Consider the following 26,427-nt stretch of genomic DNA (forward strand, 5'->3'; position numbering starts at 1 on the left):
GCTAACTAAAAAGAAATCGTTTCAATCTTACATGACTGCTTGGAATAAGTAAAGCACCGACATTGCATGCAAATCGTTCATCCATTACACTAAGGTAGAATTGAGGTGTCAAGAATGATTGTTTTACAGGTCAATCAACTAACTAAATCCTTTCTTGCAGATGAAATTTTAAGTGGTGTGAAATTAGAAGTTCAACACCGTGATCGCGTTGCCTTAGTAGGGCGCAACGGTGCAGGTAAATCTACTTTATTAAAAATAATTGCTGGTCAAATGTCCTATGACTCGGGGGATATCATTATTCCAAAGGGCATCCAGGTTGGCTATTTAGAGCAACATGCCGGATTAAATTCTACGTTAACTATTTGGGATGAAATGATGACCATTTTCGAACCCCTTTTAGCTCAAGAACAAACACTCCGCTCGCTCGAACAGCAAATGGCAGATCCTACTGTTTATGAAAATCCTACTCTGTATGCCAAAGTTATGTCGGAATACGATCAACTACAGCATACATTTAAGGATGCTGGCGGCTATCAATATGAATCGGACATACGCGCAGTGCTTCACGGTATGCAATTCTATCCGGAAGACTATGATAAACCTATTAGCTCACTATCTGGTGGACAACGCACACGCTTAGCACTAGCTAAGCTTTTATTGAGTAAACCAGACCTACTGATTCTCGATGAGCCTACGAACCATTTAGATATTGAAACATTATCTTGGTTAGAATCTTATTTAAAGAGCTATGAGGGCGCTATTTTAATTGTTTCACATGACCGCTACTTCTTAGACCAAGTTGTTTCCATTGTCTACGAAGTTTCACGTCATCGTGTCACAAAATTTACAGGCAACTACAGTGCTTATTTAGATGAAAAAGCTAAAAACTATGAACGTGATGTCAAACTTTTTGAGCGTCAGCAAGACGAAAAGGCCAAGCTAGAGGATTTTATCCAAAAGAATATTGCACGTGCCTCTACAACAAAAATGGCACAAAGTCGACGGAAGATGCTTGAACGAACAGAGTGGATGGAATCGCCGGATGGTGATGAGAAATCCGCTAGTTTTGGTTTTACGATTGAACGTCAAAGTGGAAATGATGTGTTATCCGTTGATGATTTAACAATCGGCTATAACGATCAGCGCATATCTAGTGGGATTAAGCTACGTACTTTTCGCGAGGATCGGATTGCTCTTGTTGGACCAAACGGAGTTGGTAAATCGACATTATTAAAAACGATTGTGAAAGATTTAACACCTCTAGCAGGTGATATCCGTTATGGTACGAATGTACAAATTGGCTATTATGATCAAGAGCAAGCAAAGCTTTCAAGCAATAAAAGTGTCTTAAAAGAGCTATGGGATGAATGGCCGCTGATGAATGAAAAAGATATTCGCACCGTATTAGGACGTTTCCTATTTAGTGGAGAGGATGTGGATAAAACCGTCTCTTCTTTATCAGGCGGTGAGAAAGCACGACTGGCACTTTCAAAATTAATGATGCAAAAGGCCAATTTTTTAATTCTCGATGAGCCTACAAACCATCTAGATTTAGATAGTAAAGAGGTACTGGAAAATGCGTTGATCGATTACCCTGGAACGCTTCTATTCGTCTCCCATGACCGCTACTTCATTAATCGTATCGCTACGAAGGTAGTGGAGTTGTCTGGAACTGGGTCGTTTGAATATTTAGGGGACTATGATTATTATGTAGAGAAAAAACAGGAGCTGTTGGAGCTAGCACAAATGAAAAGTACTTCCCAACCGCAACTACAGCAGGACCTACCTGATAAGTCCTCTACCTCTAGAATTGATAAAGAGGCAAAAAAGCGTGAACGACAAATAAGACGTACTATCGAAGAATTAGAAGGCAAGATGCAAGAAACGACAGCCTCCATTGATAGATTAGAGGAAGCTCTCTGTGACCCTGCAATTTTTACAGATCATGAAAAAATTACCCAACTGCAAGACGAATTGGCTACTGAAAAGGAACAGCATGAGCTTTTAGAATTAGAGTGGCTAGCGTTAAATGAAGAATTAGAAAATATAAATATGTAATTTGATTTAAGCCGTGTGCATTGTCGCATGGCTTTTTTCTTTACTCTCCTTCATTTTTCATATATATTGGTCAAGTGCTATTTTTCGACAAAAAATGCCCACAGTTTTATTCACACCATAAATCTAGTAATACCAACATATCAACAGAGTTTTCCACACTGTCCACAATTAAAATTTATTTTATCCACACCATCCCATGTAAAACATGCTACTATATATTGAATAATCACAAGTTATGCACAAGTTATCAACAATTTGTGCATAAGTACGCGTGTTCGGTATTCAGTTCGCTCTACTACCTGTGGATAATTTTCTGAAAAATTTGTCAATTAAAGTGTTTCAGTGGATGTTTCTCTTCGCTACATTCATTTTTTATCAACAAATTTTCGACAATAAAAAAAGAGATATCTTCAATAAGATACCTCCTTCATTTACTACTACACCCAGGATTTTAACTCCATTCCTGGACGACCGTTCATCATTAAGTTTCCTCGGATTCCTGCTTCATACATTGGCATCGCTACTGCTCCAATCATTGCAGCATTATCTGTACACAATTTGAGTGGTGGTACAAAAAACGCAATCCCTTCCTCAGCGAACACTGTCTCTAATGAAGCACGTAAGCCTTTATTGGCTGCTACACCACCAGCTGCAATGACCTGCTTCACCTGATATTCGCGAGCGGCACGCAATGTTTTCGCTGTTAGTACTTCGACAACACTTTCCTGAAAGCCCTTTGCTACAGCGGCTGGAGAAATTGCTTCGCCGCGTTGATCCATATTATGTTTATAATTAATGACCGCTGATTTTAAGCCACTAAAACTAAAATCATAAGATCCTTCCTCTAACCACACTCTTGGAAATGGAACAGCCTCTTCGCCCTCATGAGCAAGCTGATCAATGCGTGGGCCACCTGGATAGGATAAATTTAAAACTCGTGCCACTTTATCATATGCCTCACCGGCTGCATCATCTCTTGTTTCACCGATAACCTCAAAGGAGCCATGTTCCTTCATATAAACAAGCTCCGTATGCCCACCTGATACAACAAGTGCCAATAATGGAAATTCCATTGGCTGGACTAGAGCATTGGCATAAATATGACCTGCAATATGATGCACACCGATAATCGGTAAATTGTTGGCAAATGCAAACGCCTTAGCCGCGTTTATGCCAATTAGCAACGCACCGACTAAACCTGGACCCTCCGTAACGGCAACAGCATCTAAATCGGCTGGCTTTATATTCGCTTGTGCTAATGCTTCCTCAATAACCACTGTAATTTGTTCAACATGATGACGTGAAGCGATTTCAGGAACTACGCCACCAAATCGCTTATGGCTTTCTATTTGTGAAGCAACAACATTCGAAACAATTTCATGACCATTTCGAATAATTGCGGCAGCTGTCTCATCACAGCTCGATTCTATTGCTAATATCAATCCATTATTCATTATAAATTCACCCACATGACAAGGGCATCCTCCCCGTTATCAGTATAATAGCCTTTCCGTATACCACCATCTTGGTAAAGAAGCTTGCGATAGAGATTTTGTGCAACTACATTTGTTACACGTACCTCAAGCGTCATGACTTCCATTCCATGTAAACGCGCTATATGCATCGCCTCACGCATTAATCCTTCGCCTATCCCTCTGCCACGAGCCTGCTCAATCACAGCTACATTTGTTATTTGAGCTGCATCTATGACCATCCACATTCCACAAAAACCAATAATACTACCCTCTTCATCTATAGCCAGCACATAATGCGCATACTGATTTTCATGCACTTCGTAGTAAAAGGAATCTAACGTCCATGGTACTGGAAATGAAGCCAATTCTATTTCATAAACTGCTGGCACATCGTCAGAAACCATTTTTCGATAAGTTACATTCCTACTCATGTTTCTTCTCCTTCTGTTCTTTCAGCCAGTTCGCCTCAGCCTCGGCAATCCGTTTATATTGTGGAACGAAGTGATGGGTAGCTTCGACACTTGGCAACTCCATTTTCGTCGCTAGATGAATGACTTCCGTTGCGCGTGGCAAGTCAATACTAAATGGTGCACGTACTGCATGTTCACCAAGTATTTGCACAATATTCTCCCAAAATATATCAACATCTGTTCCTACAAATAGAATAGGTTGCTCTAATGCCTTTAAACGCACTAATAAATCATCAATATGTGCATGATGATCCTCCACAAGTGCTTCTAATGTCTCACCTTGATAAACTGCCGTATAGACATTGCCTCTTCTAGCATCAAAAATTGGACAAATTAATCCATTATAAAGGGCAGCGTTGGCAGCTAATGTTTTTAAACTAGATACGCCGACTAAGGGTTTCTGTAATGTCCATGCTAATGTCTTTGCTAATGTCACACCTATACGGACACCCGTATAAGAACCTGGTCCTTCAGATACTGCGATCGCATCCAAGTCATTCGGCCTTACATCTATTCGTGCCAAGATTTCTTCAATCGCTGGCATCGCACCTGCAGAATGCGTTAATTTTACATTTTGTACCATCTCGGCCACTACTTTGCCGTCCTTTACAACTGCAATGGAAAGTGGTGTATTTGCTGTTTCTATTCCTAACCAAATCATTTCATTAGCTCCTCACATAGTGCCTCATAGCGTTCTCCACGAGGTATTAACACAAAGCGTCGTTCATTTTCTCCGATTCGGTAAATCTCGATCGCTAGACGATCCTGTGGCAAATCCTGTTCAATTAAATGCGCCCATTCGACCACTGATACCGCATCTCCATAAAACAGCTCATCCCAACCAAGGTCTTCATCACTTTCTGCTAACCTATATACATCTAAATGATTAAACGGTACTCTTCCCTCATACTGCTTAATAATCGTAAATGTAGGACTGTTGACTGTTCGTTTGACCCCCAGCCCCTTCGCCAAGGCTTTCGTAAATGTCGTCTTGCCCGCGCCTAGATCACCTTCTAATGTAATCGTATCTTGAGCTTCTAGTTTATTCGCAAGTTTGCAGGCAAAACGTTCTGTATCATCAATTGAATTCATGATTAATTCATACATATTCTTTTTTCCTCTCATCACTACATTACCTCTAGTTTACCTAAACTAGCCAAAATGTTCAAAGCATCCAATACCATTATACTTGCTTTGATTGCGCTCGTTAAAAAGCTCTTTTAATAACAGCAGTGAGGTGACACGATGAAAACAAAAACACGACTTCTCTGATGAAGACGTGTCAGACTGTACAATGAAAAAAGTAAAGCTGCTGATTTCCACTACGCGAATGCTTTCCAGTGAATGTGATAAGAGAACAAAAACCATCGAGAGTGAATTTTCCCGATGGCTTTTGTCTACATGTTGAGATGCCTTCTTTTACAAAGACATTTTACAATTATCGATTGGAATGGCCTTTTACAGCTATGATCTCTTTAGCAATTAATTTATCATCCTTAAATTTCACTATATAAGCCTGAGTCAACAAAGTTTCATCATTCCAACGGTATTCATTATTTTTCACCTTTTTACCTGCGCCACCTGCTGTCTCTACTACCTCAATATATGACATATCATTTTTTAATTTCTCAAATTCTACTTCGTTCATATTTTTTTGCCAGTGATACGTATTTGCTTCTTCAATCTCTATAATAGGATCTCCACAGCCTACCATCATAATCATGGAACCAATAAGCAAAGGTACATAAAAATGGTTTAAGAAATGGTCTTTGCCCATATAAACACCTCCGTAGCCAATCCAATTACTTCTAATTTTTACCCATCGTTTTAATTTTAGAAACATATCTCATTTTACCTTATAAAACCGTCATCATTTATCGGTAATTTTTACTATCTTTAGATAATGTTAAATATATACAATTCATTAGTTTCATTTCAATAATACAAGTGATTTCATTGGGATAGGGCGTATTTTGAGTGACAGTAGTGGGGCCATTTAGGGCAATAGATGTTATTTTATTAAAATCAATAGGAGGTAGGTCATAAACCCTTCACCAAATGTAAAGCTTTTCACCTCTATGTTTATACCCTGTGAACTAGGTCTTCATAAAGTGACACTTTCACAATTGAAATAAATGCTTGAATAAATTTTATGGTTGACAGCTAGTCGGCAAGAAAATTCTCATTCAATACAAAAAAGCTCTTATGACTGTAACAGTACATAAGAGCGAACATATCAATTTTAAATGGCGGTCCCGACCGGGATCGAACCGGCGATCTCCTGCGTGACAGGCAGGCATGTTAACCGCTACACCACGGGACCTCTTTAAGACATTTATAAATATATCATATAAGAAAAAGGTATGCAATATATATTTTCATATTTTTTCTTCTCTTATTTTTCTAACAATTGGCATCAATCTTGCAAATAAATTAATAGTTTCAACACACTATTTAGTAGGAGGCTGGTGCCATGGTTCGGTACATATTTACACGAATTGGCTATATGATCATTACACTTTTTATTATTATCCTGCTGTCATTTTTATTAATGAAGGCTTTGCCTGGTTCACCATTTAATGATGAACGCCTTCCAGAGACGCAAAAAGAGCTGCTTTACAAAAAATATGGATTAGACAAGCCGGTCCCTGTGCAATTTGGTATTTATTTAACGAATCTTGTACAAGGAGATTTAGGTGTTTCTTTTGTCTTTGATAATCGACCAGTGACTAAGATTATTCAGGAACGTATTGGTGCATCAGCTATTTTGGGCTTTCAAGCCATTCTAGTAGGTACAATTATTGGTCTTTTTTTAGGCATTATAGCTGCTCTAAGACACAACACGATTATTGACTATGGCGCTACAATACTAGCCGTACTAGGCATATCCATTCCATCATTTGTTTTTGCAGGTTTTTTACAGTATTGGGTTGGCGTTAAATTGGGCTGGTTACCCATTGCCTTTTGGAATGGCTTTGAGTACTCCATTTTACCAACAATTGCTTTAGCAGTAGGAGTAATTGCTACAATTGCTCGTTTCACGCGCATTGAAATGCTAGAAGTCCTTAGTCAAGAATACATTTTAACCTCAAAAGCAAAAGGATTATCAAAGCCTATTATTATTACAAAGCATGGGATTCGAAATGCCATGATCCCAATCGTGACTATTATTGGTCCGTTAACCGTGAACACTATTACTGGTTCACTTGTTATTGAAAAGATATTCAGTATTCCAGGTTTAGGTGAGCAATTTGTTAATTCAATTATTACGAATGATTATCAGCTCATTATGGGGACAACTATTTTTTATGCGGTATTATTTGTAACCGTCATTTTAATCATCGATATTTTATACGGTTTGATTGATCCCCGCATTCGTGTGACGGGAGGCGATAAGGCATGACCATAAAACTGACAGATGGTACAACGAAGAGTCATCCAAAGGAGTTATTTGAATATGCAACGCAAACTGATATTACAGATGATTTCACCTATCGTCCTGAGCAATCATTTTGGCAGGATGCTTGGCGTGGTTTGCGAAAAAATAAAGCAGCTATCGTTGGGCTATGTACTATTATCATTGTTCTATTACTTGCCATTTTCGGACCTTTTATGAATAGCCACGGCTATGACGAACAAAATATTACGCGTACCAATTTACCGCCAAAAATTCCTGTCCTTGAGAATATTTCTTTCTTAGGCTTGAATGGTGTCGATAGCCGCGGCATAGACCAATATGAAGCGAAAGGTATTGAAGAATATTTTTGGTTCGGTACAGATGAATTAGGGCGAGATCTTTGGACACGTGTATGGGAAGGAACAAGAATTTCTCTTTATATAGCTTTTTTAGCAGCAACCATCGATCTCATTATAGGCGTTGCTTATGGGGCTGTTTCAGCATTTTATGGTGGTCGAACAGATACTATCATGCAACGCATTATTGAAGTGTTAGTGGGTATCCCCGGACTAATTGTGAACATTCTTCTGATCCTTATTTTAAAGCCTGGCATTATTTCAATTACGATTGCAATGGTGATCGTAGGATGGATTAGTATGGCTCGAATTGTTCGCGCACAAATTCTGAAGTTAAAAACGTATGAATATGTACTTGCTTCACGAACACTCGGTGCTAGTAACCAGCGTCTCATATGGAAGCATTTAATTCCCAATACGCTTGGACCAATTATCGTTGCGACCACATTTACTATCCCAGGTGCTATTTTCACAGAGGCTTTATTAAGCTTTATTGGACTAGGGCTACAACCTCCAACCGCTTCTTTGGGGACAATTGTTAATGATTCATATAAACTATTAAGAATTTATCCACATGGCATGATTGTCTCATCTATTGTCATTAGTTTAATTATGATTAGCTTTAATTTACTCGGTGATGGACTGCGTGATGCATTCGATCCAAAAACTCGTAAATAGGAGGTGCTCTAAATGAAAAAAATAATAGAGGTAAAAAATTTAAGTGTTTCCTTCAACACGTATAATGGTGAGGTACAAGCCGTACGTAATATATCATTTGATTTATTTGAAGGTGAAACCTTAGCCATTGTAGGCGAGTCTGGCTCTGGAAAATCAGTTACGTCGAAAAGCCTTCTTCGCCTCAATCCAACCGAGTCCACCATGATAAAAAGCGGACATATTTTTTATGATGGACATGATATTCTATCTTCCAGTGAACAAGAAATTCGAGCAATACGCGGAGCTGAAATCGCTATGATTTTCCAGGATCCCATGACTGCCTTAAACCCTACGATGACGATTGGTCACCAAATTGCAGAAAGTATAAAAAAACATACGACTTTACGTGGCCGACACATAACTAACCGTGTTATAGAACTATTGCAACTTGTCGGTATTAAAGAAGCTGATAAACGATATAAACAATACCCACATCAATTTTCTGGAGGTATGCGCCAGCGAATAGTCATTGCCATGGCTCTTGCTTGTGAGCCACGTATCATCATTGCTGATGAGCCTACCACAGCACTAGATGTTTCGATCCAAGCACAGATTTTAGAATTATTAAAAAATCTACAACAAAAAATGAATTTATCCATTATCTTTATTACCCACGATTTAGGTGTTGTCGCTAAAATGGCAGATCGTGTTGCCGTGATGTATGCTGGAAAAATCATTGAAATTGGCTTAGTTGATGAAATATTTTATCAATGTCAGCACCCTTATACACAAGGGCTACTCGCAGCCATGCCTAATCCAGATATTCATACAAACTCATTATATGCCATTCCTGGATCGCCACCAAACCTGCTCCACCCCCCTACTGGTGACGCCTTTGCAGCTCGTAATAAACATGCCTTGAAAATTGACTTTATAGAGGAACCACCTATGTTTCAGGTCAGCGACACTCATTTCGCTGCCACTTGGTTATTGCATGAACACGCACCGAAAATAGTACCGGTTCACCAACAGCTTGCTCAAGTACAGCAAGAGAAGCGTCAGGCACCAGCTATCTTTGATAAAGAACATCCCTATTTATCATTAAAAGAGGTTAAGCAGCACTTTTCTTTAAGTAAAAACATGGTTAATAAAGCGGTAGATGGCATTACTTTCGATATTTATAAAGGAGAAATTTTTGGTCTTGTAGGAGAATCCGGATGTGGTAAATCGACAACGGGACGTTCCATTATTGGACTCCATGCGATTACCAGTGGTGACATTCACGTTGATGGCCGTAATATCAATGACCATCAAACAAAAAAAGACAAGCTTGCCTTCAATAGCAAGGTGCAAATGATTTTTCAAGATCCCTATTCTTCTCTCAATCCACGTATGAAGATAATGGATATTATTGCAGAAGGATTGGCTATCCATGAAGTACCTAAAAGTGAATGGAAGTCAAAAATATATGAGCTATTAAACATAGTCGGATTAACAAAGGAGTATGCAAACCGTTATCCACACGAACTTAGTGGTGGCCAGCGTCAGCGTATTGGTATTGCACGTGCTCTAGCTGTAGAGCCTGAACTCATCATTGCAGACGAGCCTATCTCTGCATTGGACGTTTCCATTCAGGCACAAATAGTGAATCTGCTAAAAAAGTTACAGCAAGAACGTGGGTTGACCTATCTTTTTATTGCACATGATTTGTCAATGGTGAAGTATATTAGTGATCGTATTGGTGTGATGTATCGAGGGAAAATCGTTGAGCTAGCGGACAGTCAAGAACTCTATGATCACCCCGTACACCCTTATACAAAATCATTATTATCGGCCATCCCATTACCAGATCCTAAGCTAGAGCGAGACCGCAAACGCATTATTTTTAATGAAGCTACCTATCAAGCTAACCGAAATATTGAAGGTGAAAGCTTTGTTGAGATACGGCCTGGTCACTTTGTTATGCTGACAGAGGAGGAGCTTGTCCAATACCGTTCAGCACAAGAAGGAGGTATATTACTTTGAAATTAAAGACCTTCCTCTTACTTGCTAGCGGTATAATCATAGTTTCCCTCAGCTATACCTGGCTCCTCCACCAACCAATCACTTTTTTAACGATAATTGACAATGTTTTCCTCACTTCACTTACTTCTACAATTGTAGGTGCTTCATTGGTTGTTGTACAAGGTGGGCTTTTTAATGGCATCGCCTATAGTTTCAAACGTTTTTTTGCACGTGTTACTAAAAATGGTGTCTATGCCTTGGAATTAGATGGAGATTTAGAATATGTTCATGCTCCGACCTATACCTTCACTTATCCGCTACTACTAGCAGGTATACTTGGCTGCTCAGTAACAGCCATTTTATCTATAGTTTTCTATCTATAAATGAAAAATGCTGTCCTCTCGAGAAAAGAGGACAGCACTTTTTATTTTACAATTTCTACCCATTTATAGCTTATGTCAGCTGAGAATGGATGCTCATATAAGTTTTTCACATATGGTTTTGTCAAACGACTTAACCCTTTTTGGAATGTTGGGGCAAATGCTACATCTTCCATCATTAATTTTTCGGCTTGCTGCATAAGTTCCCAACGCTCGGTAACATTAGAGGTAGTTTTTGCTTGTTTAATAAGTGTATCAACTTTTTCATTTTTATAGTTAGATTGATTATAATAAGCCGTTGACTCAAATAATTCAATATAAGTCATAGGGTCTTGATAGTCAGGGCCCCAGCCACCATAGTCTAAATCAAAATCAACAGCCCCTTCTAATGCAAGCTTTTGCTTATTTGGCTGCATATTAATTGTTAGTTCTAAGCCTTCTAAATTCGTCTCCAATTGGTTTTTAATAAATTCAGCGGCTTTTTTAGATTCTGCACGGTCATATGTTAAAAACTCCAGCTTTACTTGGTCTACACCAAGCTCCTTTAAGCCAGTAGCCCACGCTTCCTTCGCTAGCTCGATATTTGTTTTATTCATATCGCCGTTGCCATCACGGAAATCATTCCCCTTGTCATCTGTTGATAATCCCTGAGGTACTAAATAGTAAGCAGGAATGGAACCATCCTGTAATATCACATCAGCGAATCCTTGTTTGTCCCATGCCATATCAATGGCCTTACGAATGTTTAGATTAGATAAATATTTATTTTCATGATTCATACGAATAAAATACGTATTTGGCTTTAAAAACGTTGAATACTCTGGACTGTCTTTATATTGAGCAACATATTCACTAGATAACTCGGCAGTGTCTATTTCACCAGCTTCATAGAGGTTGACAGCCGTTGCCGTATCTTTCACTATTTTCTGCGTGATTTTAGTGAGCTTTACCGTGTCTTTATCCCAATAACTTTCATTTTTGACGAACGTCCATCCTTGACCATGTTGCCAAGACTCCATCATGAATGGTCCATTATAGATCATATTTTCCGCTTCTAGTGCATATTGATCGCCTTGGGACTCTGTAAATTCTTTATTTAATGGGAAGAACGGTGCATACGTTGTTAAGCTAATAAAGTATGGGATCGGCGCATTTAGCTGCACTTCTAACGTTTCATCATTTATTGCTTTAATACCGATTTCCTCCACCTTCCCATAAAGGGGATCTTCTTCTGTTTGCACATTGGCAGCATTTTTTATATCTAGCATTAAGTATGAATAGATTGCTTGAGTTTCGGGATTTATAGCTCTTTTCCATGCATACTCAAAATCATGTGCTGTCACTGGAGTCCCATTACTCCACACAGCATCTTTACGTATTTTAAATGTATATACTGTACCATCCTCAGAAACTTCATGTGACTCTGCCATACCTGGGATGGGTGTATTTTCAGGACCTATACGATATAATCCCTCAAATACTGAGTTCATTGCCGTCACAGCAAGTGCATCTACACTCCCTAAAGAACTCATCGTCGTTAAATCTCCTGTTGCCACTAAATGAAGTTCCTGTGAGGCAATAGTGTCGTCCCCATCAGAAGATGCATGGTCTGTTTCATTATTATTTGTAGTATTTCCAGAAGTGGTGTTATCTTTGCCGTAACAACCGACCAATACAACGAGCATTAATGCTAACAATACGAAGAGCCATTTTGTTTTTTTAGCCATCCTCAAAACCCCTTTAATTTTATTGCACGAAAGAAATCGCACTATAAAAATCTATGCAATTTCCATGCCGATTCTAATTTTTTTAAAATTGGCACAGATTTTGCATTATACTTTCATTAAAGGGGGAATGACAACATGTCAAAACTAGAACAATTACGAAATGCTTTACAAGCACAAGGTACAAGCGCAATTATTATTACAAATGCTCAAAACCGACGTTATTTAACAGGATTTACAGGAAGTGCAGGAACGGTTGTAGTAACTAACACACGAGCACTTTTATTGGTGGACTTCCGCTATACACAGCAAGCAACAGAGCAAAGTAAAACATTTGAGGTTCATGAAATTGATCGCAGCCGTTTATATGAAACGATTCAAGAAATTTTAGAACAGGAATCCATTCAAACTGTTGGCTTTGAACAACATCACGTCACTTACTACACGTATCAATTAATGGCTAATAAATTAACAGCAACATTAAAGCCTTTATCTACTATTGTGGAGGATTTACGTATGATTAAGACACCAGAGGAAATTGAAATTATGAAGAAAGCAGCTTGGATTTCAGATGAAGCCTTTAAGCATATTTTGACATTCATTAAACCTGGTGTTACAGAAATCGAAATTGCCAATGAGCTAGAATCCCATATGCGTAAAAATGGTGCTACTGGCGCTGCATTTGATATGATTGTCGCTTCTGGTCATCGCTCTGCTCTACCACATGGCGTGGCATCTTCGAAAATTATTGAGCAAGGTGATATGCTTACACTTGATTTTGGCGCTTATTATGAAGGCTATCGTTCTGACATGACAAGAACTATTGCTGTCGGCGAGCCCCCTGAACAATTAAAAGAAATATATCAAATTGTTTATGACTCCTTGCAACACGCCCTTTCTAATATGAAGGCTGGTATTACTGGTCGACAGGCAGATAGCTATACACGTGACTATATTACAACTAAAGGCTATGGAGAAAATTACGGACATGGAGCAGGTCATGGCATCGGTCTAGATATTCACGAAAATATTTTCATGTCGACAGTTTGTGAAGACGTTTTAGAGGAGAATATGGTGCTTACAGTTGAGCCAGGCATTTATGTTCCACAAGTTGGTGGTGTTCGTATAGAGGATGATGTCATCATTACAAAAGACGGTGTTGAAATAATCACACACTCGCCAAAAGAACTCATTATTTTATAATTTCTTTACACTTACCCTATAGATGTTTACTTTTTTTTACACTTTTTAAAACCATTTATTTCAACATTTTAAGCTTATTATTGAAAGCTAATGATTCATTTCGTTGCACATGTCAAAGTTTCTTGTCACTATATTTTTCTAAGTTAGTTAGATAGATTGATAGAGAATCGAGGTTTAAGTATGCAACTTTCTATTAAACAAACACAAGAATTACAAATCGTTATGTCTACCCAACTTCGTCAGGCAATCGAGCTACTCCAATACTCAACTCAGGAATTAGAACAATATATACGTGAACAAGAGCTCGTTAATCCGTTAATCGAGCTAAGTGAACCAGCACTTAAAGAGCATCTACAGATTCCAAAAATGAGTAGCGGACACTATAACAATTGGCATCTTTCTACAAAATGTGAAAAAAATATTCGTGATGAGCTGTTCCAGCAGGTCAGGCTAACATTTGATAATGAAAAAGACATTCAGCTCTTAAAACATATTATTTATCATTTAGATGACAATGGTTATTATGAGCAACCTATACAAACTTCTTATAATGACCTAGAAATAGAAAAGGGCGTTCATTTATTACAAACGATTGGTCCTTTAGGAATGGGTGCACGTAATTTAAAGGAATGTTTACTATTACAAACTATTTATTGTCCTAACAGCCCTGCTCATGCCGATACTATTATTTCTAATTATCTAGAAGAGCTTGCTCATAATAATTGGAAGAAAATATTAAAAGAGCTGGATATAACACTAAATGACTTACAAATGATCTATCTTTTTATACAATCATTACAGCCAAAACTAAGCTCATTATTTTATCAGGAATTGGTACATACGACGATACCAGATATTATTGTTGATATTGTTGACGGTGGGATCACCTTTTCATTGAACGACTATTATTTACCAAAGATTAGTATTCACGCTGACTACTTTCCTTATATAAAAGCTCATTCCTCAGAAAAGAGTTATTTTAAAAAACACTTAGCTGACTACCACTGGCTAGTGAACAGCATTGAACAACGTCGAAATACAATGATCAATATTATGAAGGCCCTTATTGAAAAGCAAAAAAATTTCTTTCTGAATGGCTTCGACGCCATGCAACCACTTACGTTGCGTGAAATTGCTGACCAAATAGAAGTTCATGAATCGACGGTAAGTCGTATTACAACAAATAAATATGTACAAACTGCTTTTGGCACCTTTGAATTAAAGGAATTATTCAGCTCTAAATTGTCGACAGCCAATGGTCAGAGTGTATCACAAATAAAGGTGAAGTCTTTGCTGTCAGACTATATCAAGTCAGAAAATAAGGCTAAGCCCTCCTCCGATCAAAAAATAGCTGAATATTTTAACGCTGCTTTAGGCATTGAAATATCTCGACGTACCATTGCCAAATACCGCGAGGACATGAGTATCCCGTCCTCTGCACGGCGTAAAATAATACCCTTTCAATAACGAGAAAAGGAGCTACCTATTGAAGATAGCTCCTTTTCCTTCTTTCATGCAAACTCGCTTATTATTGCTTCATATTAACAAATACACTTTTCACCTCAGTGTAATTGGACAATCCATATTCACCGCCCATTTCACGACCAATCCCTGACTGTTTGTAACCTCCAAATGGCATCGTTTCCCATTCTAACCCAAAATCATTAATCCATACTGTCCCTGCTTGTAGTTTACTAGCAATATAATGTGCCTTTTTCACATTTTCAGTCCAAATGCTTGCAGCAAGTCCATACTTACTATTATTAGCGCGTGCAATTACTTCATCTACTGTATCAAACGATAGAATGGACATAACAGGTCCGAAAATCTCTTCTTGGGCAATTGTCATCGTGTCCTGAACATCAGCAAAGATAGTTGGTTGGACAAAATATCCCTTTGGCAGTGCTCGATCTCCACCAGCTACTAAGCGAGCACCCTCCTCTTTTCCCTTTTCGATAAAATGAAGAACAGTGTTTAATTGCTTTTGTGACACTAATGGACCCATATCTGTTTCTGGGTCTAAGCCTGGCCCTACCTTCAATGCTTTAGCCTTTTCTGCGAGTCGTTCAATAAATTGATTGTATAGACTACTATGCACAAATACCCGTGTACATGCGCTACAGTTTTGGCCATGATTGTACATCGTCCCAGCAAATGTTCCTTCTATTGCTTCCTCGACATCTGCATCTGGTAACACAATAGCAGGAGATTTCCCCCCAAGCTCTAATGTGATACTTTTCACATCATCAGCAGCCTTTTTCATCACGTGTATTCCTGTCTTTGTTGATCCTGTGAAGGCTACTTTTGCTACACCTTTATGAGTAACAATCGCTTCGCCCGCTTCTCCAGTACCTGGTACAATATTTACTACACCGTCTGGAAAACCAGCTTGTTTCATTAATTGCCCCACATATAATAATGACAATGGCGTTTCAGCCGCTGGTTTGATGACAACCGTACATCCTACAGCTAACGCTGAACCAAGCTTCCATGCCGCCATTGCAAGAGGAAAATTCCAAGGAATAATTTGACCTACAACTCCAACGGGCTCATGTACAATGTAATTCAAATAATCTTTCGACACTTGTACAGTCTGGCCTGTAATTTTTGTTGCCCAGCCCGCATAATAACGAAAATGTTGAACTGTGCCATCCACATCATCTGCAAGAGCAGTTTTATATGGTTTTCCATTGTCTAATGATTCAAGCTGTGCTAGCTCTTCACGATGTTCTTCTAGTAAATCTGCCAATTTATAAATAATTCGTGAGCGTTCAGCTGCCTCCATCGTTGACCATTCACCATCAAATGCTTTTCGAGCAGCTTCTACTGCAAGATCAATATCTTCTGCTTGTGCTTCGCTTACTACCGCAATGACCTCTTCATTAGCAGGATTTAAAACATTCAATGCTTTACCTGATTGAGCTCGCACATATTCACCATTGATATACAAGCCGATCGTGGACTGTAGAAATTCCTTTACTTGTGGTTTTAATGTCAACACTGCCTCCATCATTCATCCTCCTTTGCATTAATAATGTTCAATTGCCAGTACGTCTAAATTAGTCATAATTGCTTTAAGCTGGGCATCTTCTTCCTCTGTTAGTGGGAGTCTTGGTAGACGACAAGGCCCTCCTGCCCATCCTTTTAGTTCCATTGCACGTTTAGTAATTTGAACATATTTACCCGATCCCTCTAAAAATGCACATAAAGGTAATAAGCGATCATAAATTGCCCAAGCTGCCTCTAAGTTCCCTTCTTTTACTTGACTATATAATTTTGTCACAAGCTCTGGCACAATATTTCCAGAAACAGAAATCCACCCAACAGCCCCAACAAAAAATGATTCGATAGCTAAATCCTCCGAGCCACAAAATACTTTTATATCATCTCGGCCTTGACGTACGATATCACGCGCTTTTCCAATATTGCCGCTTGATTCTTTAATATGTGTAATATTGGGAACATCTCTACCTACTTTTAAAATCGTTTCTAAGCCAATATCTACCCCCGAAGTAAACGGATTATTATAGATCATAATAGGGAAGCTTACAGATTCGGCTACTGATTTAAAATGAACATATATTTCATCTTCTTTTGGATGTGCGTAATAGGAATTAATTAATAATGCTGCATCTGCTCCCGCCTGTTCTGCTTGCTGTGTATAGATAATTGCCTCTGCAGTTGTTTCAGCTGCTGTACCAACAATCAATGTAATTCGCCCTTTAATTTGATCTACAGCTACTTCTACTGCTTTAAACCGTTCTTCTTTCGTTAAACTTACAAATTCACCTGTACTACCGTTAATAGCAATACCTGTTACCCCTGCTTCAATAAAATGTTCAATATTTTGACGGAAACCATCCCAATCAATATCCGTTTGATTTTTCATCGGCGTTACTAATACAGGAAATACACCTTCTAGTTTTTTCATCTTTATTCCTCCTCTATCTTCTTTTATTACACAATGATAAATCCACGCTGCAAAGGATCTTCACGATCCACTACAAATTGATGGATTCCTGTGATATAACCTGTTAATGCAATTTCGTAGCCAGCTTCATGCTTTTGTATAATTCCAATGCTGCTACCAAAAATACTGTCATTTTTTTTGACAGCTTCTTCCCCTAAAACTGCTATTAACGCCAGTGTACTGTCTACACCGGGTGAACGTAATATATAGCCATCTCGTTCAAAGGTAACAGACCTGACAGAGCCATGTAACTGTTCATACATAATGACCCCATCTGCCTTACTATATTTCTCCCTTTCTAGTAATCCCCACGTACTGATTTCTGCTAATTCTTCTAAAACAATGGCTTTAATTTGCCGTGGCTTTTCGACCACCATGTAGCGTCGTTCATTATCAATAATGATTTGCTCACCTTCTAAATGTGCTGGCTTCACTATTAAATGAACGGATAATACGGCATCTCTCTTTTCAGAAAGTTTGACGTGGGCTTCATAGACGCCTTTGACTGTTTCAATAGAGTAAGTATTATTTTTTGAGAGTTCTATTGTTCCTTGCTCAATCAATGCTGTCATCGTGGCTACAAGTGCCTCATACTTAAAATTTGTAGAAGCTGCATGCTGGAAAAATAATAAGCGATAAGAAGCAATAGCGGATGGTAAAACAAGGCAGCCATTCATTCCACGGTGTCCTCGTGGCTCATTCAAAAGCTGTTGTTTTGTATCTTCAAATTGTGTATTTAACTGATGATCCGCTTCCAAAATATCTTCATGCATAAGCATGATTGGGGATTGCACTATGATGCGAAAGGCTTCTCCCACTACTTGTGTATCTATCGTTTGAAAAGACTTATGAAAATTCATGTTTATCCTCCCTTAGTGATCCATTGGCGGAATCATCAAATAGCCCTCTTTTAGTGGGTCCTGATCATTGTAAAAGAAACGATGCATCCCCATTACCCATGCTGATCCTGTTACCTCCGGAATAACAGCTGTTAAACCACTAATTGTTACTTCTTCTAATACACGTGCTTTAAACATTGTCCCCACAATACTTTCATAAACGAAGGACTCATGGAGATCGAGCTTATTTTTTGAGTAGAGTGTAGCAATTTTGGCAGATGTACCAGTGCCACAAGGAGAACGGTCAATTCCTCCTGGCGGAACAACAACTGTATTTTTTAAATCTGCAGATGGGTTAACTGGATCTGTATAAAACTCAATATGTGTAAGCCCACGGATAAATGAGAATTCAGGATGGACAATATCCTCCTTAGCATTTACAGTATTGCGGAGGCGAATAGCCGTGTTAATAATCTTCGTCGAGTTGTCTACAGCTAAGTCTAGATTGATTTTTCTAGCATCAATAATGCCGTAAAAGTTCCCTCCATACGCTATTTCACATTCCACTACACCTAGCTCAGCATCATTGATTTCAATCGTTTTTAATAAAAAGGATGGTACGTTTTTAAAGGTCACTTCCTTCGCTACTCCATCATCCACTTTAATTTGTACATCAATTAAACCTGCAGGTGTGTCCAATTTTATGTTTGTATAGGGTGTAATGACCTCTATTAAATTTGCTTCAATTAGTGCTGTACAAACCCCTATTGTGTCATGTCCACACATTGGTAAATAACCACCTGTTTCTATATAAATCACGCCAATATCGGCTTCGGGGTGGCAAGGATCTGTAATGATAACGCCTGACATTACGCTATGTCCTCGTGGCTCATTCATAAGAAATTTTCGAATCCAGTCATAGTTTTCTTGCATAAATAACATTTTTTCTGACATAGTTTTGCCTTCAAGCTTGGGCATACCACTTATTAATGAACGTGTTGGATTTCCACCCGTATGAGTATCAATCGTCGTAAATAGCTTTTGAAAATTCATTTATGAAGGACTCCTTTCTGAAAACGACTAAGATGAACCGGTTCAGTAGGAATACATGTATCTTTGTGCTGGAGTAATTCTTGGATAAGCTTTCCGGTAACTGCAGCTAAGCTAATGCCATCTCCTTCATGACCCGCTGCAATATAGAAGCCAGGTATTTCTTCTACTTCACAAATAATAGGTAAGTGATCTTCTGTCCATGGTCTTAATCCTGCATATGTACGAATAATCGACATATCAGCAATTTTTGGATAGAAACGCACTGCACGTCTAGCAATCATTTTTGCCACATCATGATTCACCCTCGTGTCAAAGCCTACAAATTCACGACTACTCCCTATTAAAAAATTCTGTGCCTCTGTCGGTTCAAACACTAAGGCTACTCCATATTTTTCAATATCCGCATCCACCTTACGCTCTCCACCAAACTTTGAAATTAAATAACCAAATTCCATAACTTTTCTTAGCCCAACTGGTTGCTGACGTGATGCGACCAGTATATGACCTTTGCGAGGTTTAATGGGAATATCAATACCAAGCATTTGTCCAATAAATGGTGCCCAAATTCCGCATGCATTAATGACTTTATTGGCGATTATCCATCCGTCATTCGTTTCAAGTAAAAATGTATGATCTGGCTGTTTTTTAATACGCTTGACCTCTGTTTGTTTTTTTATCTTTGCCCCTAACTGTTCAGCTGAATGAAACATAGAAAATGTCAGCATGTATGGGTTCACTGTTGAATCAGTTTTACATTCCAATCCACCGTATAAGTCATCTGCGAAGTATTTTGATTCGTTCCGCAAATCCTCACGATCTAACATCGTAAAATCTAACCCCGCCTCTTGTTGGCGATTAACCCATTGTTGTGCAGCCTCCATCTCTAGCTCACTTTCACAAACAAGGATGCTGCCCGGATTTCGGTATTCAAAGCTCATATCTAATTCTCTATTTAGTTCATGAACCAATCTTTGACTGACTAAAGACATTTGACTGTCGAAGCCAGGATCTTTATCAATAGCTAAAATATTGCCATCACAACGAGAAGAAGTCCCACTCGCAAGTTCGTTTTTTTCAAGTATTGTGATATCTAAGTCAGCCTTTGCGCAATAATAAGCTATTGCTCCACCAATAATGCCACCGCCAATAATTACGATATCATGATGGGATTTCTTCATATCTCCCTCCTCCTTTCTATTCATGACTGTATGATGCAAAAAACATGCCAATCTATCAAACTCGAATTTGTTTGATAAACTAGGCACTATATGTCAAAATTATTTATATTATTCAAAATAATTGGACAAATGAACAATGAGGGGGGCTTATCTTGCATCCATATCATTTAATAATGAATAAAATAGTAAAACGTAACTTTGCTATTACAACTACTGACGACATTGTGTCCAAAATAAACGATGTCAGCAAACAATATTTTGTGATAGAAAATAATAAACCCTATGGAGCAATTCGCGGTAAAAGGAAAAATGATGTTCACTATGTTGCCTGTCTTACCATCCAGTCGAATTGCCCGCTTAAAATCGCCATTGAATATATGAAGGACTACGAATTTTTACTAGTTTGTAATGATGAAAAGCAATATTTAGGATATTTATGGAGAGAGTCCTTAGCATACGACCTTGCCTATGAATTAGAATGCGGAAATGCTTATTTACAAGCCATATTAAATACTATTAATGAATCATGTACGGTCATAGATGCTGAACAAAATGTTATTTATTGGACGAAAGGAGCTGAAAGCATTTTTTCAGTATCCGGAGAAAATATTATCGGTAAGCCAATCACTCACTTTTTCAAAGAAGATCAACTAGAAATTTTACATACTTTACAGCATAGAAAATCTGTCTATCAACAGCAGCATTTTCCGCGGGAGGATCTCGTCGTCATGATTAACTCTAATCCTGTTATGCTGCAGGATAAGACAATTGGAGCGGTGGTTGCTGAAACAGATATTACCCATGTCAAAAAATTAAACGAAGAGCTTCATATTACCTCTGAGAAATTGTTAAATTTAGAGAAACAGATGAATACGAATGGCCTAGCCTTTGACCCATTCACCCTTATTCGTGGTAATAGTCCAAAGCTTAAAGAAGTATTAGAAAAAGTAAAAAAGGTCGCAGAAACCGAGGCAAATATTTTAATTTACGGAGAGAGTGGCGTTGGTAAAGAACTGTTTGCACGTGCAGTTCACGCTATTCGAGAAAAGTCTGAGGCACCCTTTGTTGCTATCAATTGCGGGGCCATTCCAAGCGGTCTGTTTGAAAGTGAGATTTTTGGCTATGAAAAAGGAGCTTTTTCTGGCGCCCATCAAAAGGGAAAAAAAGGTAAAGTGGAGCTTGCACGTGGGGGTACTTTATTTTTAGATGAAATTGGTGAGATGCCGCTAGACATGCAAGTCAAGATTTTACGACTGCTTCAGGAAAAAACTTTTTATACAGTTGGCGGTACAAAGGAAATGGACGTCGAATTTAATTTAGTAGCAGCTACTAATAGAGATTTGAAGCAATTAGTGGCAGAAGGCAAATTTAGAGAAGATTTATATTATCGACTGAATGTAGTGAATTTCACAGTCCCCCCTCTTAGAGAACGGGCATCAGATATATTAGAAATAAGCAATTACTTCTTATATGAAAAGTCGATTAAATATAATCGACCTATTCAAGGTATCCCAACTGAAATAGCAAATGTTCTTTTAAAATACCACTGGCCAGGCAATGTACGTGAGTTATCGAATGTTATCGAGCGACTCGTTGTTTTTTCTGATGAGGGTGCCATTCATATGGAAGATCTCCCTACTGATATTTTAGCGGTGATGCCAAAAGATGAAACATTGGACGTTAAGAGGGAGTTTCCTCTAGGGACAGGGCTCCACCATCAGCTTGAGCATTATGAACGAGAAATAATATTAGACCAGCTTGCTAAAGTAAATGGTAATAAAAAAACATGCGCTAAAATTTTAGGTATTACTCGTGCCACTTTATACAACCGATTAAACAAATTAAACATAGATGTCTAATTTCTTTGAATAGATGTCAATATTTCTATACACATCTATCGCATCCACCTAGATTTACTTTTCGTAGCTATTTTCTTTTCTTTGGCATAATTTTTGCATTATGTACTATGTTAAGTATTTTTTATAGTAGAGGTGGAACTATGCAAAATAAATCTATAATTGTATGCCGTTGTGAAGAAATTAGTTACGATGAATTAGTTGAAAGCGCATCAAAATATAAGTGCTCTGCACGAGAACTGAAATTACGAACGCGTGCAGGTATGGGCTATTGTGGCGGTCGTACATGCCGTACTATGGTAGATACAATTGCCAATCTTCATCATCCTCGTAAAAATGATGAAGTTTCATTAAAACATCAAGCCCCTATTCGACCAGTACGATTCTCCGACTTAGGGGAGGTTAACTGATGACAGAACGTATATTAAATCACCCCATTTTAGGGAACATAATACAAAGAGAAAAAGTGACCTTTACTTTTGACGATCATGAGTTTGAAGGTTACCAAGGTGAGTCTCTAGCGGCTGCCTTGCTAGCACAAGGAATACGGACTTTACGTTTGCACGAAGAAACTGGGCAGCCTCGAGGTATTTATTGTAATATTGGACATTGTTTTGAATGCCGTGTCACTGTAAATGGCTTAGAGGGCGAACGAGCATGCTTAACCCCTCTCTCAGATGGGATGGTTGTAAAAAGTGGACAGACACTTCCTACGACAGTAAGAGACTGGAGGAAGAATCATGAACAATAAAGTAGTTATTATTGGGGCTGGTCCTGCTGGGCTTGCGGCGGCCATTACATTAGCGGAAAAAAATATTGCAGTCCTTGTTATCGATGAATATTTATATGCAGGAGGTCGATTACTGGGACAATTATATGAAGAAAAGCCAGGAACATGGTGGAATGGCATTGTAGAATCTGAACGTTTAGTAGCACGTGCTAAAGCAGTCCATGTTGAGTTTTTATTACAAACCAGTGTATCCGACTTAGAAAAAATAGATGAAATGTGGATCATCCATACAACCAAAGGTGTATTTCGCACCCAACATCTGCTACTAGCTACTGGAGCTGCCGAATCGCCTTTCCCAATTCCAGGTTGGACGCTACCAGGGGTAATGTCTGTTGGAGCAGCACAAGTTATGACAAATGTGCATCGTGTGAAGCCAGGTAAACGTGGCGTCATTGTCGGAGTTAATGTGCTTTCTTCAGCTATTGCCATGGAATTACAATTAGCAGGGGTTCAGGTAGCCGCTATTACATTACCCCCTGCTAACTTGTTAACAGAAGGGAATAGCAATCCCTTAGAAGTTATGAACTCATTATTGCATGTAGCTCATATGGCTCCCTCCCCTTTTGTTAAGATGGGTAGCAAATTCATAAAAAATGACTTTATGAAAAAACTCGGTATTACCTTTTATCCTAAAAATGGTGTAAAAATGTGGGGTATACCTATTATGTTGCGTAAAGCGGTTATTGAAATCGTAGGTAAAGATCAGGTCGAAGGGGTCGTTTTAGCAACTGTGAATACAGACGGCTCTATTGTGAAAGGTAGCGAACAACGTATCAAAGCTGATTTTATTTGTATCGCCGGTGGCCTTTACCCTCTAGCAGAGCTTGCTTCTGTAGCAGGTTGTCCATTTCATTATATCGAACAATTAGGTGGGTTCATTCCTTTGCATAATGAACAAATGGAAACTAATTTAGAGGGATTGTATGTAGCTGGAAATATTACAGGAATTGAAGGAGCCAAGGTAGCATTAGCGCAGGGGGAAGTTGCAGCACTTACAATTGCTCAACGCCTCAATGGAGGAGCATCCAATCATGATATTAAGCTTGCCATCCAAGCTGTTGAAAAAACAAGAGCCACTGCACATATTCAATTTCATCCAGAAATTTTAGCTGGTCGTCAGCAGATGAAACAAATTTGGAATGAAACTGTTGGGTCTCTTACTATTCATTAAAAAACTATATGAAAGTGTAAAAGTCTTTTTCTCATCTTCATGAGTAAAAGGCTTTTTTGCTTTATGGCATAAAACATGCAATACATAGGGTGAGCTTTAAAATCATGAAGGGAGGCTTCCGCCATTTAAACATATGTCTAAACAAAAGCCTTATACACAACTCATTCATATGGCAGGCATAATTCGCGTGAGGAGATGATTGCTGGTGATGTATAGTACACAAATTTTAGAGTGATAATTAGGATTTTGATTTAAGAAAAAAGGGGGAAACATCTATGGAGACAATCGTTAATACATTGGTCGATTATATTTGGGGAAATGCACTTGTATACTTAGCATTAGGGGTAGGTCTTTACTTTACCGTCCTAACAAAAGCTGTTCAATTTCGTTATATCCCTGAGATGATTCGATTATTACGTGAACGTAAAGAGTCAAAAGAAGGAATCTCATCATTCCAAGCGTTTTGTATGGCATTGTCTGGGCGAGTTGGTGTTGGCAATATCGCAGGAGTGGCTACGGCAATTGCTGCTGGTGGACCAGGCGCAGTATTTTGGATGGGTGTTATGGCATTTCTAGGGGGTGCAAGTGCATTTATTGAATCAACACTTGCCCAATTATATAAAGAAAAGGCTGATGATCAGTATCGTGGTGGTTCTCCATACTATATCGAAAAGGGTTTAAGACTAAAGGGTTTTGCTATATTTGTTGCGTTTGTTATCTGTCTTTCATATGGTGTTCTAGTACCGGGAATCCAGGCGAACACAATTGCCACTTCATTTAATACGGCTTTTCATATTCCACCCTTTATCACAGGTGCCCTAATCGTTATTCTTTTGGGATTAATCATATTCGGCGGTGTAAAACGCATAGCACGTGTTGCAGATAAAGTTGTGCCAATTATGGCACTTGCCTATGTAATTTTAACACTCATTATATTAGGAGCGAATGTAAGTGAAATTCCAGATATGGTTAAACTTATACTGACAAGTGCCTTTGGTACAAATGCAATTTTTGGAGGTATAGTGGGGACTGCCATCGCCTGGGGTGTAAGACGCTCGGTATTTTCAAACGTAGCTGGAGCAGGAGAAGCAACATTTAGTTCTGCTGCTGCTGAAGTATCTCATCCAGCTAAACAAGGTTTAGTCCAAGGGTTTTCCATCTATATTGATACAATTATTGTCTGTACGGCTACAGCTTTAATGATTCTCATAACAGGTATGTATAATGTTACTCCTCCTGGAACAACGACACCGTTAGTTGAAAATATACCAGGCGTTGTAGCAGGTACTGCTTATACACAAGCAGCAGTATCTACAGTATTTAATGATTTTGGAAGTGGATTCGTAGCTATAGCAATTTTCCTCTTCGCATTCACTACTTTAATGGCATATTATTATATTGCAGAGACAACTATTGTATATTTAGATAAAAAGCTTCGCTTCCCGTTTTTAAAATTAGTATTAAAAGTAATCTTCTTACTAGTTGTTTATGTTGGAAGTGTTCAATCTGTCAGTCTTATGTGGGGTCTTGGAGACATTGGATTTGGGAGTATGAGTTATTTGAACTTTATTGCTATTGTATTATTAACGAAACCAGCGATTCGAGTTTTACAAGATTATGATCGACAAAAAAAGGCTGGCCTCGATCCTATTTTTGATCCAAGAGAAGCTGGTATTAAAAATGCTGAGTTCTGGATAGAATATAGCAATAAGCATAAAAAGAAATGAATAGAAATAAAAAAACAGTCAGCACACAGCTGACTGTTTTTATTGCCTAGCGACGTCCTACTCTCACAGGGGGAAGCCCCCAACTACCATCGGCGCTAAAGAGCTTAACTTCCGTGTTC

The 26,427-nt window shown here is 38.5% G+C and carries 23 protein-coding genes, 1 tRNA gene and 1 rRNA gene; 12 read left to right on the forward strand and 13 right to left on the reverse strand.

The window, feature by feature from the left end; genetic code table 11:
- Positions 1 to 114 precede the first annotated feature (114 nt).
- A complete protein-coding gene (locus tag KVT27_RS20390) occupies positions 115 to 2,058 on the forward strand; it encodes an ABC-F family ATP-binding cassette domain-containing protein (protein WP_208705078.1) in 1,944 nt (647 codons plus the stop codon).
- 437 nt (positions 2,059 to 2,495) lie between these two features.
- On the opposite strand, the gene tsaD is transcribed toward KVT27_RS20390, so the two are convergent.
- From tsaD to KVT27_RS20420, 6 genes are all read right to left on the reverse strand, one after another.
- Positions 2,496 to 3,512 (reverse strand): tRNA (adenosine(37)-N6)-threonylcarbamoyltransferase complex transferase subunit TsaD, encoded by a 1,017-nt coding sequence (gene tsaD / locus KVT27_RS20395; protein WP_217581837.1) that lies wholly within the window; start codon positions 3,510 to 3,512, stop codon positions 2,496 to 2,498.
- Positions 3,512 to 3,964 carry a ribosomal protein S18-alanine N-acetyltransferase gene (gene rimI, locus KVT27_RS20400; RefSeq protein ID WP_036120951.1) on the reverse strand — a complete coding sequence of 151 codons (453 nt, stop codon included), beginning with the start codon at positions 3,962 to 3,964 and terminating at the stop codon, positions 3,512 to 3,514. Before rimI ends, tsaD begins: the two co-directional genes overlap by 1 nt.
- Complete coding sequence (tsaB, locus tag KVT27_RS20405) at positions 3,957 to 4,664, reverse strand: tRNA (adenosine(37)-N6)-threonylcarbamoyltransferase complex dimerization subunit type 1 TsaB (RefSeq protein WP_208705076.1); 708 nt, start codon at positions 4,662 to 4,664, stop codon at positions 3,957 to 3,959. The genes rimI and tsaB overlap by 8 nt, the downstream gene beginning before the upstream one ends.
- A complete protein-coding gene (gene tsaE / locus KVT27_RS20410; RefSeq protein WP_036127398.1) occupies positions 4,661 to 5,110 on the reverse strand; it encodes a tRNA (adenosine(37)-N6)-threonylcarbamoyltransferase complex ATPase subunit type 1 TsaE in 450 nt (149 codons plus the stop codon). Before tsaE ends, tsaB begins: the two co-directional genes overlap by 4 nt.
- Before the next feature lie 331 nt (positions 5,111 to 5,441).
- Positions 5,442 to 5,780 carry a hypothetical protein gene (locus tag KVT27_RS20415; protein ID WP_036120956.1) on the reverse strand — a complete coding sequence of 113 codons (339 nt, stop codon included), beginning with the start codon at positions 5,778 to 5,780 and terminating at the stop codon, positions 5,442 to 5,444.
- A 470-nt stretch (positions 5,781 to 6,250) separates the two neighbouring features.
- A tRNA-Asp gene (locus KVT27_RS20420) sits at positions 6,251 to 6,326 on the reverse strand.
- A 150-nt stretch (positions 6,327 to 6,476) separates the two neighbouring features.
- On the opposite strand from KVT27_RS20420, the gene opp3b reads away from it, so the two are divergent.
- Genes opp3b through KVT27_RS20440 form a run of 4 tightly spaced genes read left to right on the forward strand, consistent with a single transcriptional unit; the run spans position 6,477 to position 10,800 of the window.
- A complete protein-coding gene (gene opp3b, locus KVT27_RS20425; RefSeq protein WP_036145808.1) occupies positions 6,477 to 7,406 on the forward strand; it encodes an oligopeptide ABC transporter permease in 930 nt (309 codons plus the stop codon).
- The gene (gene opp3C, locus KVT27_RS20430; protein WP_217581838.1) at positions 7,403 to 8,434 is read left to right on the forward strand and encodes an oligopeptide ABC transporter permease; all 1,032 of its coding nucleotides are present in this window, start codon (positions 7,403 to 7,405) and stop codon (positions 8,432 to 8,434) included. Before opp3b ends, opp3C begins: the two co-directional genes overlap by 4 nt.
- Positions 8,435 to 8,446: 12 nt before the next feature.
- The gene (locus tag KVT27_RS27195; RefSeq protein ID WP_217581839.1) at positions 8,447 to 10,438 is read left to right on the forward strand and encodes an ABC transporter ATP-binding protein; all 1,992 of its coding nucleotides are present in this window, start codon (positions 8,447 to 8,449) and stop codon (positions 10,436 to 10,438) included.
- Positions 10,435 to 10,800, forward strand: coding sequence for a DUF3899 domain-containing protein (locus KVT27_RS20440; protein ID WP_254636212.1), 366 nt, complete (start codon positions 10,435 to 10,437; stop codon positions 10,798 to 10,800). Before KVT27_RS27195 ends, KVT27_RS20440 begins: the two co-directional genes overlap by 4 nt.
- 41 nt (positions 10,801 to 10,841) lie before the next feature.
- On the opposite strand, the gene KVT27_RS20445 is transcribed toward KVT27_RS20440, so the two are convergent.
- Entirely contained in the window at positions 10,842 to 12,524 is a 1,683-nt protein-coding gene (locus KVT27_RS20445) for a peptide ABC transporter substrate-binding protein (RefSeq protein WP_217581840.1), read from the reverse strand.
- 135 nt (positions 12,525 to 12,659) lie between these two features.
- Here KVT27_RS20445 and KVT27_RS20450 point away from each other — a divergent pair, with 135 nt between their 5' ends.
- Both KVT27_RS20450 and rpoN read left to right on the forward strand, forming a co-directional pair.
- Positions 12,660 to 13,724: a M24 family metallopeptidase gene (locus KVT27_RS20450; RefSeq protein ID WP_036145814.1), complete on the forward strand. Its 1,065-nt coding sequence runs from the start codon at positions 12,660 to 12,662 to the stop codon at positions 13,722 to 13,724.
- Positions 13,725 to 13,904: 180 nt separating this feature from the next.
- Entirely contained in the window at positions 13,905 to 15,191 is a 1,287-nt protein-coding gene (gene rpoN, locus KVT27_RS20455; RefSeq protein ID WP_217581841.1) for an RNA polymerase factor sigma-54, read from the forward strand.
- 61 nt (positions 15,192 to 15,252) lie between these two features.
- Here rpoN and KVT27_RS20460 read toward each other — a convergent pair whose 3' ends face one another.
- Genes KVT27_RS20460 through KVT27_RS20480 form a run of 5 tightly spaced genes read right to left on the reverse strand, consistent with a single transcriptional unit; the run spans position 15,253 to position 20,764 of the window.
- Positions 15,253 to 16,734, reverse strand: a complete 1,482-nt coding sequence (locus KVT27_RS20460; protein WP_150906825.1) for an aldehyde dehydrogenase family protein — start codon at positions 16,732 to 16,734, stop codon at positions 15,253 to 15,255.
- An 18-nt stretch (positions 16,735 to 16,752) separates the two neighbouring features.
- Positions 16,753 to 17,655, reverse strand: a complete 903-nt coding sequence (gene dapA / locus KVT27_RS20465) for a 4-hydroxy-tetrahydrodipicolinate synthase (protein WP_217581842.1) — start codon at positions 17,653 to 17,655, stop codon at positions 16,753 to 16,755.
- A gap of 26 nt (positions 17,656 to 17,681) precedes the next feature.
- Positions 17,682 to 18,554, reverse strand: coding sequence for a proline racemase family protein (locus KVT27_RS20470; protein ID WP_217581843.1), 873 nt, complete (start codon positions 18,552 to 18,554; stop codon positions 17,682 to 17,684).
- A 12-nt stretch (positions 18,555 to 18,566) separates the two neighbouring features.
- A complete protein-coding gene (locus tag KVT27_RS20475; protein ID WP_036145826.1) occupies positions 18,567 to 19,586 on the reverse strand; it encodes a proline racemase family protein in 1,020 nt (339 codons plus the stop codon).
- The gene (locus KVT27_RS20480; protein ID WP_217581844.1) at positions 19,583 to 20,764 is read right to left on the reverse strand and encodes an NAD(P)/FAD-dependent oxidoreductase; all 1,182 of its coding nucleotides are present in this window, start codon (positions 20,762 to 20,764) and stop codon (positions 19,583 to 19,585) included. Before KVT27_RS20480 ends, KVT27_RS20475 begins: the two co-directional genes overlap by 4 nt.
- Positions 20,765 to 20,916: 152 nt before the next feature.
- Here KVT27_RS20480 and KVT27_RS20485 point away from each other — a divergent pair, with 152 nt between their 5' ends.
- The 5 genes from KVT27_RS20485 to KVT27_RS20505 all read left to right on the forward strand — a co-directional run bounded on the left by KVT27_RS20485 (position 20,917) and on the right by KVT27_RS20505 (position 26,308).
- The gene (locus KVT27_RS20485) at positions 20,917 to 22,623 is read left to right on the forward strand and encodes a sigma-54 interaction domain-containing protein (protein ID WP_254636213.1); all 1,707 of its coding nucleotides are present in this window, start codon (positions 20,917 to 20,919) and stop codon (positions 22,621 to 22,623) included.
- 140 nt (positions 22,624 to 22,763) lie between these two features.
- A complete protein-coding gene (locus tag KVT27_RS20490) occupies positions 22,764 to 23,030 on the forward strand; it encodes a (2Fe-2S)-binding protein (protein WP_036120992.1) in 267 nt (88 codons plus the stop codon).
- A complete protein-coding gene (locus tag KVT27_RS20495) occupies positions 23,030 to 23,371 on the forward strand; it encodes a (2Fe-2S)-binding protein (protein ID WP_036120995.1) in 342 nt (113 codons plus the stop codon). The genes KVT27_RS20490 and KVT27_RS20495 overlap by 1 nt, the downstream gene beginning before the upstream one ends.
- Positions 23,361 to 24,581, forward strand: coding sequence for an NAD(P)/FAD-dependent oxidoreductase (locus KVT27_RS20500; RefSeq protein WP_217581845.1), 1,221 nt, complete (start codon positions 23,361 to 23,363; stop codon positions 24,579 to 24,581). The genes KVT27_RS20495 and KVT27_RS20500 overlap by 11 nt, the downstream gene beginning before the upstream one ends.
- 275 nt (positions 24,582 to 24,856) lie before the next feature.
- Positions 24,857 to 26,308 carry an alanine/glycine:cation symporter family protein gene (locus KVT27_RS20505; RefSeq protein ID WP_036121001.1) on the forward strand — a complete coding sequence of 484 codons (1,452 nt, stop codon included), beginning with the start codon at positions 24,857 to 24,859 and terminating at the stop codon, positions 26,306 to 26,308.
- Positions 26,309 to 26,352: 44 nt separating this feature from the next.
- Here the strand turns inward: KVT27_RS20505 and rrf are convergent.
- A 5S ribosomal RNA gene (gene rrf, locus KVT27_RS27565) occupies positions 26,353 to 26,427 on the reverse strand; the annotation flags it as partial.

The organism is Lysinibacillus sp. GbtcB16, from assembly GCF_019091145.1.
GTDB lineage: Bacteria > Bacillota > Bacilli > Bacillales_A > Planococcaceae > Lysinibacillus > Lysinibacillus fusiformis.

What these genes read in the sequence shown, in the direction of transcription:
- KVT27_RS20390 (WP_208705078.1), top strand. Translation starts at nt 115, where the DNA reads ATGATTGTTTTACAGGTCAATCAACTAACTAAATCCTTTCTTGCAGAT.
- tsaD (WP_217581837.1), bottom strand. Translation starts at nt 3,512, where the DNA reads ATGAATAATGGATTGATATTAGCAATAGAATCGAGCTGTGATGAGACA.
- rimI (WP_036120951.1), bottom strand. Translation starts at nt 3,964, where the DNA reads ATGAGTAGGAATGTAACTTATCGAAAAATGGTTTCTGACGATGTGCCA.
- tsaB (WP_208705076.1), bottom strand. Translation starts at nt 4,664, where the DNA reads ATGATTTGGTTAGGAATAGAAACAGCAAATACACCACTTTCCATTGCA.
- tsaE (WP_036127398.1), bottom strand. Translation starts at nt 5,110, where the DNA reads ATGTATGAATTAATCATGAATTCAATTGATGATACAGAACGTTTTGCC.
- KVT27_RS20415 (WP_036120956.1), bottom strand. Translation starts at nt 5,780, where the DNA reads ATGGGCAAAGACCATTTCTTAAACCATTTTTATGTACCTTTGCTTATT.
- opp3b (WP_036145808.1), top strand. Translation starts at nt 6,477, where the DNA reads ATGGTTCGGTACATATTTACACGAATTGGCTATATGATCATTACACTT.
- opp3C (WP_217581838.1), top strand. Translation starts at nt 7,403, where the DNA reads ATGACCATAAAACTGACAGATGGTACAACGAAGAGTCATCCAAAGGAG.
- KVT27_RS27195 (WP_217581839.1), top strand. Translation starts at nt 8,447, where the DNA reads ATGAAAAAAATAATAGAGGTAAAAAATTTAAGTGTTTCCTTCAACACG.
- KVT27_RS20445 (WP_217581840.1), bottom strand. Translation starts at nt 12,524, where the DNA reads ATGGCTAAAAAAACAAAATGGCTCTTCGTATTGTTAGCATTAATGCTC.
- KVT27_RS20450 (WP_036145814.1), top strand. Translation starts at nt 12,660, where the DNA reads ATGTCAAAACTAGAACAATTACGAAATGCTTTACAAGCACAAGGTACA.
- rpoN (WP_217581841.1), top strand. Translation starts at nt 13,905, where the DNA reads ATGCAACTTTCTATTAAACAAACACAAGAATTACAAATCGTTATGTCT.
- KVT27_RS20460 (WP_150906825.1), bottom strand. Translation starts at nt 16,734, where the DNA reads ATGGAGGCAGTGTTGACATTAAAACCACAAGTAAAGGAATTTCTACAG.
- dapA (WP_217581842.1), bottom strand. Translation starts at nt 17,655, where the DNA reads ATGAAAAAACTAGAAGGTGTATTTCCTGTATTAGTAACGCCGATGAAA.
- KVT27_RS20470 (WP_217581843.1), bottom strand. Translation starts at nt 18,554, where the DNA reads ATGAATTTTCATAAGTCTTTTCAAACGATAGATACACAAGTAGTGGGA.
- KVT27_RS20475 (WP_036145826.1), bottom strand. Translation starts at nt 19,586, where the DNA reads ATGAATTTTCAAAAGCTATTTACGACGATTGATACTCATACGGGTGGA.
- KVT27_RS20480 (WP_217581844.1), bottom strand. Translation starts at nt 20,764, where the DNA reads ATGAAGAAATCCCATCATGATATCGTAATTATTGGCGGTGGCATTATT.
- KVT27_RS20490 (WP_036120992.1), top strand. Translation starts at nt 22,764, where the DNA reads ATGCAAAATAAATCTATAATTGTATGCCGTTGTGAAGAAATTAGTTAC.
- KVT27_RS20495 (WP_036120995.1), top strand. Translation starts at nt 23,030, where the DNA reads ATGACAGAACGTATATTAAATCACCCCATTTTAGGGAACATAATACAA.
- KVT27_RS20500 (WP_217581845.1), top strand. Translation starts at nt 23,361, where the DNA reads ATGAACAATAAAGTAGTTATTATTGGGGCTGGTCCTGCTGGGCTTGCG.
- KVT27_RS20505 (WP_036121001.1), top strand. Translation starts at nt 24,857, where the DNA reads ATGGAGACAATCGTTAATACATTGGTCGATTATATTTGGGGAAATGCA.